Origin of the sequence: Streptomyces sp. NPDC048442 (assembly GCF_040651475.1) — a bacterium.
In the GTDB taxonomy this organism is placed as follows: domain Bacteria; phylum Actinomycetota; class Actinomycetes; order Streptomycetales; family Streptomycetaceae; genus Streptomyces.
Map to the genome: position 1 here is coordinate 89,797 of NZ_JBEZKB010000026.1, position 17,221 is coordinate 107,017.

At 70.0% G+C, this 17,221-nt stretch carries 14 protein-coding genes; 5 read left to right on the forward strand and 9 right to left on the reverse strand.

The window, feature by feature from the left end; genetic code table 11:
* Positions 1-94: 94 nt before the first annotated feature.
* The 7 genes from AB0D18_RS31295 to AB0D18_RS31325 form a co-directional block, all read right to left on the reverse strand.
* On the reverse strand, positions 95-1,276 hold the full coding sequence (locus AB0D18_RS31295) for an aldose epimerase family protein (protein ID WP_362426081.1): 1,182 nt from the start codon (positions 1,274-1,276) through the stop codon (positions 95-97).
* Positions 1,277-1,308: 32 nt separating this feature from the next.
* Positions 1,309-2,541: a multiple monosaccharide ABC transporter permease gene (gene mmsB, locus AB0D18_RS31300; RefSeq protein ID WP_362426084.1), complete on the reverse strand. Its 1,233-nt coding sequence runs from the start codon at positions 2,539-2,541 to the stop codon at positions 1,309-1,311.
* A 90-nt stretch (positions 2,542-2,631) separates the two neighbouring features.
* Positions 2,632-4,173 (reverse strand): multiple monosaccharide ABC transporter ATP-binding protein, encoded by a 1,542-nt coding sequence (gene mmsA, locus AB0D18_RS31305; protein WP_362426254.1) that lies wholly within the window; start codon positions 4,171-4,173, stop codon positions 2,632-2,634.
* Positions 4,174-4,199: 26 nt separating this feature from the next.
* Positions 4,200-5,315 carry a multiple monosaccharide ABC transporter substrate-binding protein gene (chvE, locus tag AB0D18_RS31310; RefSeq protein ID WP_362426087.1) on the reverse strand — a complete coding sequence of 372 codons (1,116 nt, stop codon included), beginning with the start codon at positions 5,313-5,315 and terminating at the stop codon, positions 4,200-4,202.
* Between the two features lie 4 nt (positions 5,316-5,319).
* Complete coding sequence (locus AB0D18_RS31315; RefSeq protein ID WP_362426090.1) at positions 5,320-6,348, reverse strand: hypothetical protein; 1,029 nt, start codon at positions 6,346-6,348, stop codon at positions 5,320-5,322.
* A 129-nt stretch (positions 6,349-6,477) separates the two neighbouring features.
* Positions 6,478-7,524 (reverse strand): alcohol dehydrogenase catalytic domain-containing protein, encoded by a 1,047-nt coding sequence (locus AB0D18_RS31320; RefSeq protein WP_362426093.1) that lies wholly within the window; start codon positions 7,522-7,524, stop codon positions 6,478-6,480.
* Complete coding sequence (locus AB0D18_RS31325) at positions 7,521-8,675, reverse strand: mandelate racemase/muconate lactonizing enzyme family protein (protein WP_362426096.1); 1,155 nt, start codon at positions 8,673-8,675, stop codon at positions 7,521-7,523. The genes AB0D18_RS31320 and AB0D18_RS31325 overlap by 4 nt, the downstream gene beginning before the upstream one ends.
* Positions 8,676-8,907: 232 nt before the next feature.
* On the opposite strand from AB0D18_RS31325, the gene AB0D18_RS31330 reads away from it, so the two are divergent.
* The 5 genes from AB0D18_RS31330 to AB0D18_RS31350 all read left to right on the forward strand — a co-directional run bounded on the left by AB0D18_RS31330 (position 8,908) and on the right by AB0D18_RS31350 (position 12,712).
* Positions 8,908-9,687 (forward strand): IclR family transcriptional regulator, encoded by a 780-nt coding sequence (locus AB0D18_RS31330; RefSeq protein ID WP_362426099.1) that lies wholly within the window; start codon positions 8,908-8,910, stop codon positions 9,685-9,687.
* Positions 9,684-10,529: an SMP-30/gluconolactonase/LRE family protein gene (locus AB0D18_RS31335; protein WP_362426102.1), complete on the forward strand. Its 846-nt coding sequence runs from the start codon at positions 9,684-9,686 to the stop codon at positions 10,527-10,529. Before AB0D18_RS31330 ends, AB0D18_RS31335 begins: the two co-directional genes overlap by 4 nt.
* Positions 10,526-11,047, forward strand: coding sequence for a SigE family RNA polymerase sigma factor (locus AB0D18_RS31340; protein WP_362426105.1), 522 nt, complete (start codon positions 10,526-10,528; stop codon positions 11,045-11,047). The genes AB0D18_RS31335 and AB0D18_RS31340 overlap by 4 nt, the downstream gene beginning before the upstream one ends.
* Before the next feature lie 5 nt (positions 11,048-11,052).
* Entirely contained in the window at positions 11,053-11,769 is a 717-nt protein-coding gene (locus tag AB0D18_RS31345; RefSeq protein WP_362426107.1) for a hypothetical protein, read from the forward strand.
* Positions 11,770-11,842: 73 nt separating this feature from the next.
* Complete coding sequence (locus tag AB0D18_RS31350) at positions 11,843-12,712, forward strand: pectate lyase (RefSeq protein ID WP_362426110.1); 870 nt, start codon at positions 11,843-11,845, stop codon at positions 12,710-12,712.
* Positions 12,713-12,795: 83 nt separating this feature from the next.
* Here the strand turns inward: AB0D18_RS31350 and AB0D18_RS31355 are convergent, their stop codons facing one another.
* Both AB0D18_RS31355 and AB0D18_RS31360 read right to left on the reverse strand, forming a co-directional pair.
* Positions 12,796-15,360, reverse strand: a complete 2,565-nt coding sequence (locus tag AB0D18_RS31355) for an alpha-L-arabinofuranosidase C-terminal domain-containing protein (protein ID WP_362426257.1) — start codon at positions 15,358-15,360, stop codon at positions 12,796-12,798.
* 176 nt (positions 15,361-15,536) lie between these two features.
* Complete coding sequence (locus AB0D18_RS31360; protein ID WP_362426113.1) at positions 15,537-17,105, reverse strand: aldehyde dehydrogenase (NADP(+)); 1,569 nt, start codon at positions 17,103-17,105, stop codon at positions 15,537-15,539.
* Positions 17,106-17,221: the final 116 nt, after the last annotated feature.

Here is a 17,221-nt window from a genome sequence, read left to right on the forward strand (position 1 = left end):
GTCCGCATGCGCGGGCGAGGGGGCCTCATGGGCTGCCGACCGGATTGCCGGCTGTGTTGCGGACCGGGTTGCCGGCTGCGTTGCCGGCCGTGCTTCAGCGTGCCGAGAAGCTGTGCACCGTCGACGACCGGTACGTGCTGCCCGGACGCAGCACCGTCGTCGGGAACCCCGGCTGGTTCGGGGAGTCCGGGAAGTGCTGGGTCTCCAGGCAGAGCCCGTCGCTCTGGCGGTACGTGCGGCCCGAGGGGCCGGTCAGCGTGCCGTCCAGGAAGTTGCCCGAGTAGAACTGCACGCCCGGTTCGGTGGTGGATATTCGCATCGTGCGGCCGGACGACGGGTCGCGGAGGGTCGCGAAGTGCTCCGGCCGGGCGGTGCTGCCCTTGTCCAGGGCCCAGTTGTGGTCGAAGCCCTGGGCTGTGACGAGCTGGGGGTGGGCGGCCCGGACGTCCTCGCCGATGGTCTTGGTGCGGCGGAAGTCGAAGGGGGTGCCTGCGACCTTGGCCAGCTCGCCGGTGGGGATGAGGGTGGCGTCGGTGGGGGTGAACCTGCCTGCGGCGAGGCGCAGTTCGTGGCCCAGGATGTCGCCCGTACCCTCACCGGCGAGGTTGTAGTAGGTGTGGTTGGTGAGATTGACGACCGTGGCCTTGTCGGTGGTGGCCGTGTAGTCGATGCGCCAGTCGCCGCTCCGGGTGAGGGTGTACGTGACCTTGACGCGCAGGGTGCCCGGGTAGCCCATCTCGCCGTCGGGGCTGACCCGGTGGAGGTGCAGGCCGACTTCGGAGGAGTGGGCGAAGGGTTCGACGTCCCAGACTCGTTTGTCGAAGCCCTGTGCGCCGCCGTGCAGGCTGTTGGGGCCGTCGTTGACGGAGAGCTGGTGGGACTTGCCGTCCAGGGTGAAGCGGCCCTTGGCGATGCGGTTTCCGTAGCGGCCGATCAGCGCGCCGAAGAAGGTGGTGGCGGTGAGGTAGCCGTCGAGGTGGTCGAAGCCGAGGGAGACATTGGTGAAGTCGCCGTTACGGTCGGGGAGTTCGAGGGACTGGACGATGCCGCCGTAGGAGAGGACCTTCAGGCGGGTGCCGCCGTTCTCCAGGGTCCAGCGGTCGATCCGGGTGCCGTCGGGGAGGTTGCCGAAGTGCTCGCGGGTGGGCTTGCGGCCCCCGGAAGCTCCGGATGCGGCCGCGCTCGGTGAGGCTTGTGCCGTGCCGCCGGAGGCGGTGGCCGCCATGAGGCCCGCCGCTGCGGCGGCGCTGAGTACGGTTCGTCTGCTTGTGTCCATGTTCCGCTCCTGAGAAAGGGGATGACGGGGGATCAGCGGCCGGCCTTGCGCTTGTTCCAGATGTCGAAGCCGACCGCGGCCAGCAGGACCAGACCCTTGATGACCTGCTGGTAGTCGGTCCCGATGCCGACCAGGGACATGCCGTTGTTGAGGACGCCGAGGACGAGGCCGCCGATGACGGCGCCCATGACCGTGCCGACGCCGCCGCTCATCGACGCGCCGCCGATGAACGAGGCGGCGATCGCCTCGAGTTCGAAGTTGAGACCGGCCTGCGGGGTGCCCGCGTTGAGGCGGGCCGCGTAGACACAGCCCGCGAGGGCGGCCAGGACGCCCATGTTCACGAAGACCAGGAAGATGACGCGCTTGTCCTTGACGCCGGACAGCTTCGCCGCCGCCTTGTTGCCGCCGAGCGCGTACACATGACGGCCGACGACCGCGTTGCGCATCACGTAACCCAGACCGATCAGCAGCGCGCACATGATCAGCATCACGACGGGGACGCCGTGGAAGCTGGCGAGGGTGAGGGTGAACGCGATGACGGCTGCGGCGATCGCCACCAGCTTGGTGACCCAGAGACCGGTCGGCACGACTTCGAGTTCGTACGCCAACTGGCGCTTGCGGTCACGGACTTCGCGGAGGATCAGTACGACCAGGGCGAGCAGACCGAGCAGCAGGGTCGGGTTGTGGTACTGGGTGTACGGGCCCATCTCGGGGATGAAGCCCTTGGCGATGTTCTGGAAGCCCTCGGGGAAGGGGGCGAGGGACTGGCCTTCGAGGACGATCTGCGTCAGACCGCGGAAGAGCAGCATTCCGGCCAGGGTCACGATGAAGGACGGGATGCCCACGTACGCGATGAAGAAGCCCTGCCAGGCGCCCGCGACCGCGCCGATGAGGAGCGACAGGACCAGGGCGAGGACCCAGGGCATGTCGTGTTTGACCATCATCACGGCGGACATCGCACCGACGAAGGCGACCAGTGAACCGACCGAGAGGTCGATGTGGCCGGCGATGATGACGATCATCATGCCGATGGCCAGGATGAGGATGTAGCCGTTCTGCTGGATCAGGTTGGAGACGTTGTTGGGGAGCAGCAGCGTGCCGTCGGTCCAGATCTGGAAGAGGACGACGATGAAGAGCAGGGCGACGAGCATGCCGTACTGGCGCATGTTCGCGCGCATGCTGTTGAGGAGCGCGGTGACGGCCGCCGGGCGTGCGGGTGGCGGCTCGGCGGGCGAGTCCTTGTGGAGTGTGGTGGAGGTGGTCATGGGGGCCTCAGCTTCGGGTGATGGTCGTCGTCGGCTTGCGCGCGGCTGCTGTCGTCGTGGGCGTCGTCACGGACGCCGTCATGAGCGCCGTCATGAGCGGGTCGCCGTCATGTGGCGCATCAGCGATTCCTGGGTGGCGTCCGCGCGGTCGACCTCACCGGTCAGCCTGCCTTCGGCCATCGTGTAGATCCGGTCGCACATGCCGAGGAGTTCGGGCAGCTCGGAGGAGATGAAGAGGACCGCCTTGCCCGCGGCGGCGAGCTTGTCGATCACCGTGTAGATCTCGAACTTCGCGCCGACGTCGATCCCGCGCGTCGGCTCGTCGAGGATCAGCACATCGGGGTCGGCGTGGATCCACCGGCTCAGGACGACCTTCTGCTGGTTGCCGCCGGAGAGCCGTCCGACCTGCTCGAAGACCGTGGGGGTCTTGATGTTCATGGACGTGCGGTAGCGCTCGGCGACCTGGCGTTCGTGGTGCTCGTCGACCACGCCGCGCCGCCGCATCCCGGTCAGGGAGGCGAGGGAGATGTTGCGGTTGATGTTGTCGATGAGGTTGAGGCCGTACTGCTTGCGGTCCTCGGTGACGTACGCCAGGCCCGCCGCGATCGCCGCCGGAACGGTGGCGACGTTCGCCTCCCGGCCGCCGACCTCGACACTGCCGGCGACGTACTGGCCGTAACTGCGCCCGAAGACGGACATCGCGAGCTCCGTGCGGCCGGCGCCCATCAGGCCCGCGATGCCGACGATCTCGCCCCGCCGGACGGTGAGGGAAACGTTGTCGACCACCTTGCGCTGGTGGTCCACCGGATGGCGGACGGTCCAGCCCGAGACGGCGAGCGCGGTCGTGCCCGCGTCCTCGCCCTCGTACGGACTGCGCTCCGGGAAGCGGTGGTCCAGGTCACGGCCGACCATGGAGCGGATGATCTGCTCCTCGGACAACTCGGGCTCTGAATCGGGGGTGTGACGGACGGTCAGTGACTCTATGGTGCGGCCGTCGCGGAGCACCGTGATGGTGTCCGCGATGGTCCGGATCTCGCCGAGCTTGTGCGAGATGATGATGCAGGCGATGCCCTGCTCGCGCAGTTCCAGGATCAGATCGAGGAGCTTCGCGCTGTCGTCGTCGTTGAGGGCCGCCGTCGGCTCGTCGAGGATAAGGAGCTTCACCTCCTTGGCGAGGGCCTTCGCGATCTCCACGAGCTGTTGCTTACCCACGCCGATGTCGGCGACCGGGGTCTGCGGCTTCTCGCGCAGCCCGACCCGCTTGAGGAGGGTGCTCGCCCGGTGCAGGGTGTCGTTCCAGTCGACGAACCCCCGCCTGCCGCCGGTCTGTTCATTGCCGAGGAAGATGTTCTCGGCGATGGAGAGATAGGGGACGAGCGCCAGTTCCTGGTGGATGATCACGATGCCGTGCCGCTCGCTGGCCCGGATGTCCTTGAAGGCCACCGGCTCGCCCTCGAAGAGGATCTCGCCGTCGTACGAGCCGTGCGGGTGAACCCCGCTCAGCACCTTCATCAGCGTCGACTTCCCGGCGCCGTTCTCACCGCAGATCGCGTGGATCTCGGCGGCACGGACGGTCAGATTGACGTCGGAGAGCGCTTTGACGCCGGGGAAGGTCTTGGTGATGCCGCGCATTTCCAGCACGGTGTCCCGAGCGGCCGTCACTTGAGCTGTCCTGCGGTGAAGTACCCCTCGTCGACGAGGAGTTCGGTGTTCGACTTGTCGATGTTCACCGGCTTCAGCAGATACGAAGGCACGGTCTTCTTGCCGTTGTTGTAGTCGGTCGTGTTGTTGACCTGCGGCTTCTTGCCGTTCAGTACGGCGTCGCTCATGGCCACCGCCTGCGCGGCCAGCTTGCGGGTGTCCTTGTAGACGGTCTGCGTCTGCTCGCCGCCGATGATGGACTTCACCGAGGCCAGCTCCGCGTCCTGCCCCGTGACGACCGGCAGTGGCTGGCTCTTCGAACCGTAACCCGCGCTCTTCAGCGCCGAGATGATGCCGATCGAGATGCCGTCGTACGGGGAGAGGACCGCGTCCACCCGCTGATCGCCGTAGTTCTTGCTGATTAGGTCATCCATCCGCTTCTGGGCGGTGCCGCCGTCCCAGTCCAGGGTGGTGGCCTGGCTCATCTTCGTCTGGCCGCTGCGGACCACGAGTTGACCGCTCGTCAGATACGGCTGGAGGACCTTCAGGGCCCCGTTCCAGAAGTACTTGGTGTTGTTGTCGTTGGGGGAGCCGGCGAAGAGTTCGATGTTGTGCTTCTTCTCGCCCGCGTCCTTCGAGGGGGTGCCCAGCTTCAGCTTCCCGACGATGTACGTGGCCATCAGCTCGCCGACACGCTCGTTGTCGAAGGACGCGTAGTAGTCGACGTTCGGAGTGCCCAGGATGAGACGGTCGTAACTGATCACCGGGATGCCCGCGTCGTGCGCGCGCTGGAGGACCTCGGTGAGCGCCGAGCCGTCGATCGCGGCGACCACCAGGAGCTTGCGCCCCTTGGTGATCATGTTCTCGATCTGGGCGATCTGGTTCTCGGCCTTGTTGTCGCCGTACTGGAGGTCGGTCTGGTAGCCGGCCTTCTCGAACTGCTTCGCCATGTTCTGGCCGTCGGCGATCCAGCGCTCGGACGACTTGGTCGGCATGGCGAGCCCGATCGTGCCGCCCTTGCCGGTGTCGGCCTTGTAGCGGCTGCCGCCCCTGGCCTCCTGGCCGCAGGCGGTGAGCGAGACGACGAGCAGGGCTGCCAGGGCGGCGCTGCTCAGGATGCGGGTGTTGCGCATGGGGTCAGTTCCCTTCCGGTACGTCGACTGCGTCGGCGGGTGTGGCGAGGGGCGCGCCGGTGGGCGCGCCTGCCGGTGCGGTGAACCGCCGCAGTGTGCCCGGCAGTCGCGAACCCAGCGGCGACATGCCGCCGTCGGCTCCGTGCCGGGCCAGCAGATCAAGCACCAGCCGCCCACGCCGTACCCGCTCACGGGCCGAGGCAAGCGCGGTGTCGCGCAATTGAGCACCGTAGGGGTAGATCCCGGGGGAGCGGCTGAGCCCGAACTTCAGGTACAGGGGGGCGCCGCGCCGGATCAGTTCGGCCACCTCGTACATCCGGATGTAGCCGCCGAGGTCGTCCGGCGCCTCCACGTACATGTCCATCGGGGCGCGGCCGACCCGGCGGATCTCGGTGAGGTGGTCGAGGGTCAGGTCGGAGGGGACGTTGAGGGAGTCCGCACCGAGCTGTTCGTACACGGCGTACGAGGCCGGATTGACCGGGCCCGTGAGCGCGGACAGCTTGAAGGTGACGTCGGCGGGGAGCACCCCGGCGACGCGCATCTGGTGCAGGGTCCACAGCACGCCCTCGTCGGCGACGAGCAGGCAGCGCACCCCCAACTCCGTTGCCCGCAGGGCGTCTTCGATGCAGCCGGCGAGCGCGTCGTGGCCCCGGGCGCGCAGCCCGCCGCCGCCGGAGTCGGTACGGGTCGAGCCGCCGATGTCCCAGGTGCCGCGCGGCCCGGTGAACAGGCACAGCTCGATGTCGCGCGCCGCGCACGCCTCGACCATCTCGGTGATCTCGGCGTCGGTGAGCATCCAGACGCCGGAGCCCTGGCTGATCCGGTGCACGGGCACGTCGAACCGCGCGCTCTCCTTCAGTACGACGGCGAGAGCCTCGGGGCCCTCGACCGACGGGATCTCGGTGCGCCAGGTGCCGCCGTCGGGGAAGGTGTGCGGGGAGGTGTCGGAGGGGTCGAGGGCGGGGGAGGAGTAGCCGATGCGGGCGAGGGCTTCGGCGCCGGGGCGACGGGGGGTGTCGGTTGTAGGGGACATGGTGCTCCCGATTTCCAGTTGTTCGATATCTCGGACGTTGTGCGGATATGGCGAGACGGAAAGGCCAGTACTTGATGCGTTCGCGAGGCCTGAGGCCCGTGTGAGAAGCCTGGGGGCCCTTCGAGGGGCCTACGGCCGCAGCAGTACCTTCCCCGTCTTCGGGTCGCCCCCGCCCACCAGCGCGATCGCCTCGGCGAACCGCTCCAGCGGGAACTCGTGCGTGATCAGCGGTGCCGGGTCGAGCAGCCCGAGGCCGAAGGCCCGCACCGCGTCCGACCAGGCGGCGGACGGCGCCCCGAAGACGCTGCGGATCTCCAGCTGGCTGAGCGAGAGGTGCACCGGATCGATGCCGATCGCGCCCGGCGTGAACATCCCGGTGAGCACCACCCGGCCGCCCCGCCGGGCCAGCAGACACGACGCGGCGGCGGTGGTCGGTGCGCCCGCCGTCTCCACCACCAGGTCGAAGTGCCCGTGCGCCGCCTCCGCCTCGTCCGGCGTCAGCATCCTGACCGCACCGAACGCGCGCGCCTGCTCGCCGCGCGCCGTCCGGGGGTCGATCACCGTCAGCCCGTTCGGCGAGGAGGCGGCAAGGAGCTGTACGGCGAGCAGCCCGAGGGTGCCCGCCCCCACCACCGCGATCCGCTCGCCGGGGCTCGGCCGTCCGGCCCGTACCGCAGCGGCGATCACGGCCGCGGGCTCCAGGAGGGCGGCGGCGCGCAGGTCCGCGTCATCGTCCAGGAGGTGCAACAGCCGTACGGGGACGGTGACATGGTCCGCGAAGGCGCCCGGCTCGGTGAAGCCGGTCTCCGCGTAGCCACCCGTACAGAGACTGCTCTCCCCGCACCGGCAGCGCGTGCACGTGCCGCACGACCTGAACCCCTCGGCGACGGTCTTGCGGCCGATCAGCGCGGAGTCCACGCCAGGACCGACCGCCTCGACGGTGCCGGACCACTCGTGGCCCGGCACCAGGGGGTAGCGGACGAAGCCCGGATCGCGTTGGCCGTCGTACACCTCGCGGTCGCTCATGCAGACCCCGGCGGCGGCGACCTTGACCAGGGCCTCGCCGGGACCCGGGTCGGTCAACTCGACCTGGGTCAGCCGGTGGTGACGCGGTGCGTCGATGACGAGCGCGCGGCTCACCCGGGGGCCCGCCGTGCGACTCGCTGCGCGGCTCACTTCGGCTGCCTCTTCTCCCAGCCTTCGGCCCACAGGTCGAACCGGGCCTGCTGCTGCGGGAATTCGGCCGCCGCGTCCACGTCCAGCTCCACGCCGAGACCCGGCGCGTGCGAGATTTCGAAGCAGCCTGTCTCCGGGTCGACCTGCGGGGCGCCCTTGACGACCTTCTTGATGTCGGCGTCCGCGAAGTCGTTGAAGTGTTCCAGGATCTTGAAGTTCGGCGTGCAGGCCGCGAGTTGGAGGGAGGCCGCAGTGAGGACCGAGCCGCCGACGTTGTGCGGGGCGACCAGCATGTAGTGCGTCTCGGCGGTCGCGGCGAGCTTGCGGGTCTCCAGGATGCCGCCGATGTGCCCGAGGTCCGGCTGGATGATGTCGGCGGCCTGCGACTCGAAGAGCTCGCGGAACTCGATGCGGTCGTGGATCCGTTCGCCCGTCGCGATCGGCATGTCCACCTTGCCCGCGACCTTCTCCAGCGCTTTCAGGTTCTCCGGCGGCACCGGCTCCTCCAGCCAGGCCGGCTTGAAGGGGGCCAGGTCCTTGGCGAGGCGCACCGCCGTGGAGGGGTTGAACCGGCCGTGCATCTCCAGCATCAGTTCGGCGTCCGGGCCGATCGCGTCCCGTACCGCCTCGATCAGCGACACCGCGTACCGGCTCTGCTCGGCGTCGAGCTCGAACTGCCCGGTCCCGAACGGGTCGATCTTCAGGGCCCGGTAACCGCGCTCCATGACCTTGCGCGCGGCCTTGTGGTAGGCCTCCGGGGTGCGCTCGGTGGTGTACCAGCCGTTGGCGTACGCCTTGACGCGGTCGGTGACCTTTCCGCCGAGCAGCTGCCAGACCGGGACGCCGAGCGCCTTGCCCTTGATGTCCCAGCAGGCCATCTCGACGACCGCGATGCCGGACATGACGATCTCGCCGGCCCGCCCGTAGTCGCCGTACTTCATCCGCCGGACGAGGTCCTCGATGTGGAAGGGGTCGGAGCCGACGATGTGGTTGGCCGCGGCCTCGCCGAGGTAGCCGGTCAGCGCGTCGGTGTGGCCCAGCATGCGGGTCTCGCCGACGCCGGTCAGGCCCTCGTCGGTGTGTACGAGGACGTACGTGAGGTTCCGCCAGGGGGTCCCGACGACATGGGTGGTAATGCCCGTGATGCGCACGGCAGTTGCTCCTCTTGAGATGCTGGGTACTCTTGGTGCTCGTTCGATATTTCGTCACACGTTCGAAATGTTGGCGTGACCGTAGCCAGCGGGTCTGCGGGGTGTCAATGGTTGTCGCGCGGACCGGTTCGATTCACAGGCATTGCCTGCCGAATGGGCCAACGGATAACCTTCGTTCGCGATACCGGCCGATGGCCGGAATATCGAACGCTTACCTCGGAGGTGGAGGGCCATGGGACGCCACGTTCCCGCAGTGACCAGGGCACTGGACATACTCGAGCTGTTCCTGGAGGGCGACGGCACGCTGTCCGCCCCCGACATCACCCGCAAGCTCGGGCTGCCCCGCACCACCGTGCACGAACTCGTCACCACGCTCGCCGCCCGCAACTACCTGGTGACCGTGGAAGGACAGCCCGGACGCTACCGGCTGGGCGTCCGCAACTACCAGCTGGGCAGCCGGTACGCCGAGCAGCTCGACCTCGCCGCCGAGGGCCAGCGCGTCGCCCGCGAGGTCGCCGAGACCTGCGACGAGACCGTCCACGTCGCCGTACTCGAAGACGCCGACGTCATCTACATCGCCAAGGTCGACTCCACGCACGCCGTCCGCATGGTCTCCGCCGCCGGCCGCAAACTCCCCGCGCACTGCACCTCCGTGGGCAAGATGCTGCTCGCCTCCCTGCCGGAGGGCGAACTCCGCGCCCGTATCGACGGCCGTGAACTCGCCGGCATGACCCCGCACAGCATCACCGACCCCGAGGCCCTGCACCAGGCCCTTGCCGACATCCGGGCACGCGGCCTCGCCGTCGAGCACCGCGAGTCCAACCCCGACGTCAGCTGCGTCGCCGCCCCCGTGCGCGACCACACCGGCCGGGTCGTCGCCGCACTGTCGGTGTCGGTCCCGATGATCCGCTGGACCGAGCAGCGGGAAACGGAACTCGCCGAGCTGGCGGCCAAGGGCGCCGCGGACCTGTCGCTGCGGCTGGGACACCGGGGAAGCGGGCGGCCCGTATGAGAGCGCACATAGCCGTACGGGAGCGGGCCGCGCTCGGCGAGGGCCCCACCTGGGACCCGGCGGCCGGCCGCCTGATCTGGGTGGACATCCTCGGCTCCCGCGTCCACACGTACGCACCAGGAACCGGCCGCCGCACCGTCATGGCCACCGAACAGCACGTCGGCGCCGCGAAACCGCGCCGCGGCGGCGGCCTGGTCGTCAACCTCCGTGACGGAGTGGGTACGTACGACCCCGACGGCACCTTCCGCTGGCTGCACCACGACCCGGTGCCCGGCCGGCGCGGCAACGACGCGGCGGTGGCCCCCGACGGATCGCTCTGGGCGGGCACCATGCGCTACGACGAGGCGCCCGGCGGCGGCCACCTCGTCCGGATCGACCCCTCCGCCGCCGAACCCACCGTGCTCTTCGGCTCCGTGTCCGTCAGCAACGGCATCGGCTGGAGCCCGGACGGCGACCGCGCGTACTACATCGACAGCCCCACCCGCCGCATCGACGTCTGCGACCTGGCCGGTCAACTCCCCTCCGGCAGGCGCCCGTTCGTCGAAATCGAACCCGGTGCGGGCTTCCCCGACGGCCTCACCGTCGACGCCGAAGGCTGCCTCTGGGTGGCACTCTGGGACGGCGGCCAGATCCGCCGCTACACCCCGGACGGCCGCCTCGACCGTACGATCCACCTCCCCGTCCCGTGCCCCACGGCCTGCACCTTCGGCGGCCCCGACCTGCGCGACCTCTACATCACCACGGCCCGCACCAGCCAGGAAGACCCGCACCCGTACGAGGGCTCCCTGCTCGTGGTGAGGGACGCGGGGCAGGGACTGCCGACCCCGGCCTTCGAGGGGTGAAGGGGCAGGCCGCCTCGGAGTTCCACGACTTCTTCGAGCAACACCACGCCGAACTCGCCCGCCTGGCCCATCTGCTGACCGGCGAGGCGGACGCCGCCGACGACCTGGCGGCCGACGCGCTGCTCGCCGTCTGGCACCGCTGGGACCGGGTACGCGCCGCCGACCATCCGGCCGCGTACGCGCGCGGCATCCTCGCGAACCTGGTCCGCGGCCGCATCCGCAGTGCCGTAAGGGAACGGCGCAGGGTGGCGCTCTTCTGGGCACGGCACCCCGAGCACGTCGCTTCGCCCGACGTACCGGTCGTCGTCGACGTCCAGGAGGCACTGCGCCGTCTGCCGTTCCGCAAGCGCGCCTGCGTGGTGCTGCGGCACGCCTTCGACTACTCCGAGCGGGACACCGCGCTCGCCCTCGGGGTATCCGTGGGTACGGTGAAGAGCCAGACTTCCAAGGGGATGGCCCAACTGGAACAGCTGCTCGGCGCACGGGCCGTGGCGGAACTCGCCGGAGGGAAGAAGTAGCCGCCATGGACAAGAGCCGACCGCACGAGGACCGGGTGCACGAGGGCCGGGTGCACGAGGAACTGCTGCGGGCCGAGCTGCGCAGGGCCGCGGCTGCCCACCGGCCGGACCGCGCCCGCATTCACGCGCGGGTGGCACAGGGCATGCGGAGCAGCGCACCCGCGCCGGTCGTACGCTCCCCGGCCCGCCGCACCTCGTGGCTCCGCATCGCCGGAGCCACCGCGGCGGTGGCGGCGATCCTGGTCGCCGGAGGGTACGGGGTGGCCGGCCTGCGGCACGAGGACCCGAATGGGCGCAGCACTGCCGCGCCGCCGGTTGCCCCCCTCTGGGGCGACGGCTCGGTCGACCCCCACAGCAACGTCTACTGGGCGCAGAGCAACGTCACCTTCAGGTCCGGTGCCCCCCTCACCGCGCTCACCGTCGAGCTCCGTATCGCCAGGACCCAGGGCGTCGCGAACACGGGGGCCTGGATCTCCCTGCCGGCCGAAGACTTCACCACCGGGATACGGACGGAGAAGGGCGTGCTGGTCTACCGGTGGACGCTGAAGCAGGGCCGCACCGTACCGGCGGGAGAGTTCCGGGCCGCCGGGCAGTACAACCACGCACAGGGCGCCAGGGACGCGCGCAGGGACCGGTACACGGTGACCACGACGACGGCCGACGGGCGGAAGGAATCCGTCCGGGGCGACTTCCAGCAGGCAGCCCGGACCCCGGCAGCCTGAAGCCCGGCGGCAACCCTTTCCTCGGCGGCGGCGACCAGGAGGTGAACGCCCTCCGAGGAACGGAAGTTCACGCATGACCCCTCCCCACCCGCACCGCAGGCGCACCGCCCGCCGCCGTGCCGTTCTCGCCCTCTCCGGTGTCGGCGCCCTGACCGCAGGCGCGCTCGTCACCACCGGACTGCTCCCCTCCGCCGACGCGGCCAAGGCCCCCCGTACGGTCGCGGTCACCTCACCCGCCGCCAAGGCCGCCCCGCCCGCCTGGCCCACCCCCACCGGCAGCAAGCCCGTGTCCGCGACCATCAAGGTCACCGGCACCTACGACGGGAAGCTGAAGCGCCACTTCGGCAGCGGTGACCTCGGTGACGGCGGCCAGGGCGAGGGTCAGGCCCCGGTCTTCGAGCTCGCGGACGGCGCCGTGCTCAAGAACGTGGTCATCGGCACCCCGGCCGCCGACGGCGTGCACTGCCTGGGCAGCTGCACCCTCCAGAACGTCTGGTGGGAGGACGTCGGCGAGGACGCCGCCAGCTTCAAGGGCAAGTCCGCCACCGCCGTCTACAAGGTGTACGGCGGCGGCGCCCGCAAGGCGTCCGACAAGGTCCTGCAGTTCAACGGCGCGGGCAAGCTGGTGGTCTCGAAGTTCCAGGTGGCCGACTTCGGCAAGCTGGTCCGCTCCTGCGGCAACTGCAAGACCCAGTACAAGCGCACCATCCTGGTCAACGACGTCGACGTGAGTGCCCCCGGCAAGTCACTGGTCGGCATCAACACCAACTACGGCGACTCCGTTTCGCTGCGCAACGTCCGCATCCACGGCGACACGAAGAAGAAGATCGAGCCGTGTGTGCGCTTCACCGGAAACAACACCGGCAAGGAGCCCGTGCAGACGGGCACGGGCCCGGACGGCACCCACTGCCGCTACCAGGCGTCGGACATCAGCTACCAGTAGCGTCACCGGTTCACAACCGGCTGTACAACAGGGCGGGCCCCACCGGAAGTTCCGGCGGGGCCCGCCCCATTCGGCCTGTTACCTCATTCCTTGATGCGCAGGAAGGTCACCGAGTGCGCCGGGAAGGTGTACGTGAACCGGGCGCCGACCCCCTGCAGCGTCGACTGCTGCGGCCGTATCGGCTGCGCGTCGGCGGTGTTTTCCGCGTCCGGCGCGCCCTGGAGCGTGGTCACCTTGGCGGTCCGGGATCCGGGGGCCCTGCCGAGGTCGACGGCCGTACGTGCCGGCGCCGCCTGCGCGTTGACGACCTTGACGATCAGCTCACCGGTCGCGGCGTCCCGCGTCACCACCTGCCGGAACGGCTCGGCGGCCTTGTCGTCGGTGAAGCGCCCCCACTCCTTGCCGTCCAGGAAGAGCACCACTTCCCGCCCCCTGACCTGCACCTTCACGTCGTACGTACGTCCGGTCTCGATCGTGGTCGGCTGCTCGGCCATCGTCTGCTTCGCACCGTCGGTGGTCTTCTCCACGGCCGACCGGGTGTTGCCCCAGCCGCCCAGGTTCCACCAGTAGTGGTTCCCGGTGTCGCGCACGCCGAAGGCGACGAGGAAGCCCTCCTGGCCGGCCTTCTTGGTGGCCTTCACCCGGAGGTCGTAGTTCTGCCACCCGGCGTCGCCCGCCGTGACGAGGGTGTCCTCGGCGGCCGCGTCCGACTGCACGTACGCACCGTTCTCCACGGCCCAACTCCCCTTCCCCGAAGCCTTCTTCCACTTTCCGTCGCCGCCGGAGAAGTCGTCGCTCAGCAGGGTGCTCCCGTCCGCGCCGGTCACGCTCACGTCGTCGTACGAGGCGCTGGTCGCCCACGTGGAGAGCCCGACCGCACCGGTGATAGGCCCGGACGTGGCGGGGGTGCCGCTCGCCCGGCTCGGCACGACGCGGTCCCCGGTGTTGGTCATGAACAGCTTCTGCGTCTCGTAGCTGGTGGAGCCCCAGGAGCGCTCGTTGTCGAACCAGATCATGTCCGGCCGCCACTGCGCGGCATCCGTGTGCGCGAGCAGCGGCGCGTAACTCGCCAGCTTCACGACGTCGGCATTGCGCTCAAGACCGGTCATGTAGGCGGCCTCGGCAAGGGAGTTGGAGAACTTGTTGCCCTGCGACGCGTACTCGCCGAGGAAGACCTTCGGGCCCTTGCGGTCGTAGGAGTCGTAGCGGTCGTTGTTCTCCAGGAACCACTGCGGGCTGTTGTAGTAGTGCTCGTCGACCGTCGCGACGCCCGCGTCCCGGTTCAGCTTCCAGGCCCGGTCGAAGACCGAACCGCTGTCGTCGGGGCCGGAGTTGCTGATGACCTCGATACCGGGGTACTTGGCCTCGATCGCCTTGCGGAAGGCGGTGAAGCGGGTGAAGAAGTCCTCGGGCAGGTTCTCCTCGTTGCCGACTTCGAGCCGCTTCAGGCCGAAGGGCTTCGGGTGCCCCATCCGGGCCCGCAGTCCGCCCCACTTCGACGACACCGGCCCGTTCGCGAACTCGACCAGGTCCAGGGTGTCCTGGATGTGCCGCGCCAGCAGTGCGGGATCGTCGGTCACCTTGTTCTCGCCGCAGCCGGTGACCAGTGCGGGCACCACGGGGAGGGCGCTCGCCCCGATGTCCTCGGCGAACTGGAAGTACTCGAAGTAGCCCAGCCCGTAACTCTGGTTGTATCCCCAGAAGTTGGCGTTCGTCGGCCGCTGCTCGACGGGTCCGACGGTCTCCTTCCACTGGTAGGAGCGGCGCCGCTCGAAGTCCGGTGCCTCGTACGCCCGGTGGCTTCCGGTGTTGACCAGGCAGCCGCCGGGGAAGCGCACGAAGCCCGGCTTCAGGGCGGCGATCTTCTCCGCGAGGTCCTTGCGCAGGCCGTTCGGCCGGTTCTTGTACGTGTCCCGGGGGAACAGCGACACCATGTCGAGCCCGACCGTGCCGGTGCCGCCCGCGGTGACGGACAGCCGCCCCGTGGTGCTGTCGGCGCGTGCGGTGAACCGCGCCGTGTACTTGGCCCAGCGGTCGCCCCGTACGGTCACGGACCGCGCCTCGGCGAGGACGGCCCCCGAGGCGTCGCGCAGGCCGACGGAGAGCGGGGTGCCGCCCGGCTGGTCGGTGCGGGCCCACACGGAGAACTCGTAACTCGCCCCCTTCCTGACGGAAATCCCCTTGCTGTAGCCGGAGTTGGCCACCCCGTACCCGGCGCCTGCGCCGCTTCCCCCGCCGGTGAGGTTCAGCCGCAGGTAGCGGCGGTTCTTCTCGTCCAGCCGCCCCGCGTCGTCCACGACCTGAGCGGTGCCGGTCGCACTGCCGGTGGCGGCCGGGGCCCAGGAGGTCATCGGGGTGTAGGCGCGGTTGTCGGCCGGGTCGTACTCGAAGGACCGGTTCTGCACCAGCTCCGCGTACAGCCCGCCGTCGGCGGCCCGGTTGATGTCCTCGTAGAACACGCCGTACATCGAGTCGTCGATCTCGGGTCCCGGGCGGGAGCGGTCGAGCGAGAGGGTGTAGTCGGCGGGGGCGGCCGGCGGGGGCGTGGGCGCGGCCCCGGAGGGCGGGGCAACGGCGAGAGTGCCGGCCAGCACCAGGCCGAGCGCGAGTGCGGACCTTCGCCTGCGGGGGGACTTGAGGGGGGACATGCGGGTGGACACGGGCGGCTCCTGATCTGCGTTCGATATCTCGGACGACGTACGGGATTTCGCTCGCAGAGGATCCATGTTCGAGTTGTGGCCGTCAACACCTGTGACAGAAAAGGGAATTGATGCCCGCGAGGTGCCGGGGCCCGGCGGTACGGCCGGGCCCCGGCGGCCGGAATCTAGCCTTCCCGGCGGCCGTCGACCGTGCGCGGGAGGCCCAGCGGGTTGTCCTCGCGGAGTTCGGGCGGGAGGAGGGCTTCGGGGGTGCTCTGGTACGAGACCGGGCGCAGCCAGCGCTCGGCGGCGGTGGAGCCGACCGAGGTGGAGGTGGAGGTGGTGGCCGGGTAGGGGCCGCCGTGGTGCTGGGCGGGCGCGACCGCGACGCCGGTGGGCCAGGCGTTGACCAGGATACGGCCGGCCAGGGGGGTGAGGCGGGCAAGCAGATCACTGCCGCCGTCCGCGCCCGACGCTTCGGCGGCGGAGACGTGGAGGGTGGCGGTGAGGTTGCCGGGGAGGCGGGCGAGGAGGGCTTCCGCCTCGGCAACCTCCCCGTACCGGGCAACGACGGTGACCGGGCCGAAGCACTCCTCCAGGAGGAGTGCGTGCGGGCCGTCCTCCCGGGCGAGCTCGGCGGCGGGCACGGTGAGGAAGCCGGGGCCGACCGTGTGGGCGTCCGGGCCGGGGCCGGGCAGCACCGGGGCTTCCACCTGCGGGAGGCTCGCGCGCTCGGCGACGCCGGCGACGAAGTTGTCACGCATCCGGTGGTCGAGCATGACGCCCGCGCCGACGTCCGCGAGGGAACCGCCGAGCGACTTGACGAGCTGGTCGCCCGCCGCACCCGTGGGAGCGAGGACGAGTCCCGGCTTCACACAGAACTGGCCCACACCCATCGTCATCGAACCGGCGAGCCCGGCGCCGATCTCCTCGGCACGCTCCGCGGCGGCGGCCTGCGTCACCCACACGGGGTTGAGGGAGCCGAGTTCGCCGTGGAAGGGGATGGGGGTCGGACGGGCGGCCGCCGCGTCGAAGAGCGCGCGCCCGCCCCGTACCGAACCCGTGAAACCGGCGGCGGCGACCAGCGGATGCACGACCAGCGCGACGCCGGCGTCGAAGCCGTGGACGAGACCGACGACGCCCGCCGGGAGTCCGTGCTCGGCGGCGGCCCTGCGCACGGCGGCGGCGGTCAGTTCCGAGGTGGCCGGGTGGTCGGGGTGGGCCTTGACCACGACGGGGCAGCCCGCGGCGAGCGCGCTCGCGGTGTCGCCGCCCGCCACCGAGAAGGCGAAGGGGAAGTTGGAGGCGGAGTAGACGGCGACGACACCGAGAGGGATCTTGTAGCGGCGCAGGTCCGGGACGGGCGGGGTGGCGGCGGCGTCCGGGTGGCTGATGATGACGTCGAGGAAGGAGCCCTCGTCGACGGTGTCGGCGAAGGACCTCAACTGGTAGCAGGTACGGGTGAGTTCACCGTTCAGCCGGACCGCACCGAGAGCGGTCTCGGCATCGGCGGTCGCGACGAACTCGTCCCGGCCCTCCTCCAGCTGCGCGGCCGCCGAGCGGAGGAACGCGGCGCGCACCGCCCGGTCCGCGAGCACACCGCGCGCGGCGTGCGCGGCACGGACAGCCGCGTCGACGACCTCGGCAGTGGCCTCCACCCCGACCTGCTCACGCTGTTCGCCGGTCCGGGGGTCAATGCTCCACACAGGGCTCGATACGGGGTCCGACGCGGGCACTGCGGGTGTTGCTGACACCGTGGCCTCTCCTCTTCCTGTCCACTGCACAACATGTGTCCGAAATATCGAACTGCGTTCACTATTTCGGATATTGGGATGGTGGCGGCAGACTAAGCACGCGCGAGAAGGCCGGT

What these genes read in the sequence shown, in the direction of transcription:
- chvE (WP_362426087.1), bottom strand. Translation starts at nt 5,315, where the DNA reads ATGCGCAACACCCGCATCCTGAGCAGCGCCGCCCTGGCAGCCCTGCTC.
- AB0D18_RS31345 (WP_362426107.1), top strand. Translation starts at nt 11,053, where the DNA reads ATGGACAAGAGCCGACCGCACGAGGACCGGGTGCACGAGGGCCGGGTG.
- AB0D18_RS31295 (WP_362426081.1), bottom strand. Translation starts at nt 1,276, where the DNA reads ATGGACACAAGCAGACGAACCGTACTCAGCGCCGCCGCAGCGGCGGGC.
- AB0D18_RS31330 (WP_362426099.1), top strand. Translation starts at nt 8,908, where the DNA reads ATGGGACGCCACGTTCCCGCAGTGACCAGGGCACTGGACATACTCGAG.
- AB0D18_RS31355 (WP_362426257.1), bottom strand. Translation starts at nt 15,360, where the DNA reads ATGTCCCCCCTCAAGTCCCCCCGCAGGCGAAGGTCCGCACTCGCGCTC.
- mmsB (WP_362426084.1), bottom strand. Translation starts at nt 2,541, where the DNA reads ATGACCACCTCCACCACACTCCACAAGGACTCGCCCGCCGAGCCGCCA.
- AB0D18_RS31315 (WP_362426090.1), bottom strand. Translation starts at nt 6,348, where the DNA reads ATGTCCCCTACAACCGACACCCCCCGTCGCCCCGGCGCCGAAGCCCTC.
- AB0D18_RS31350 (WP_362426110.1), top strand. Translation starts at nt 11,843, where the DNA reads ATGACCCCTCCCCACCCGCACCGCAGGCGCACCGCCCGCCGCCGTGCC.
- mmsA (WP_362426254.1), bottom strand. Translation starts at nt 4,173, where the DNA reads ATGCGCGGCATCACCAAGACCTTCCCCGGCGTCAAAGCGCTCTCCGAC.
- AB0D18_RS31335 (WP_362426102.1), top strand. Translation starts at nt 9,684, where the DNA reads ATGAGAGCGCACATAGCCGTACGGGAGCGGGCCGCGCTCGGCGAGGGC.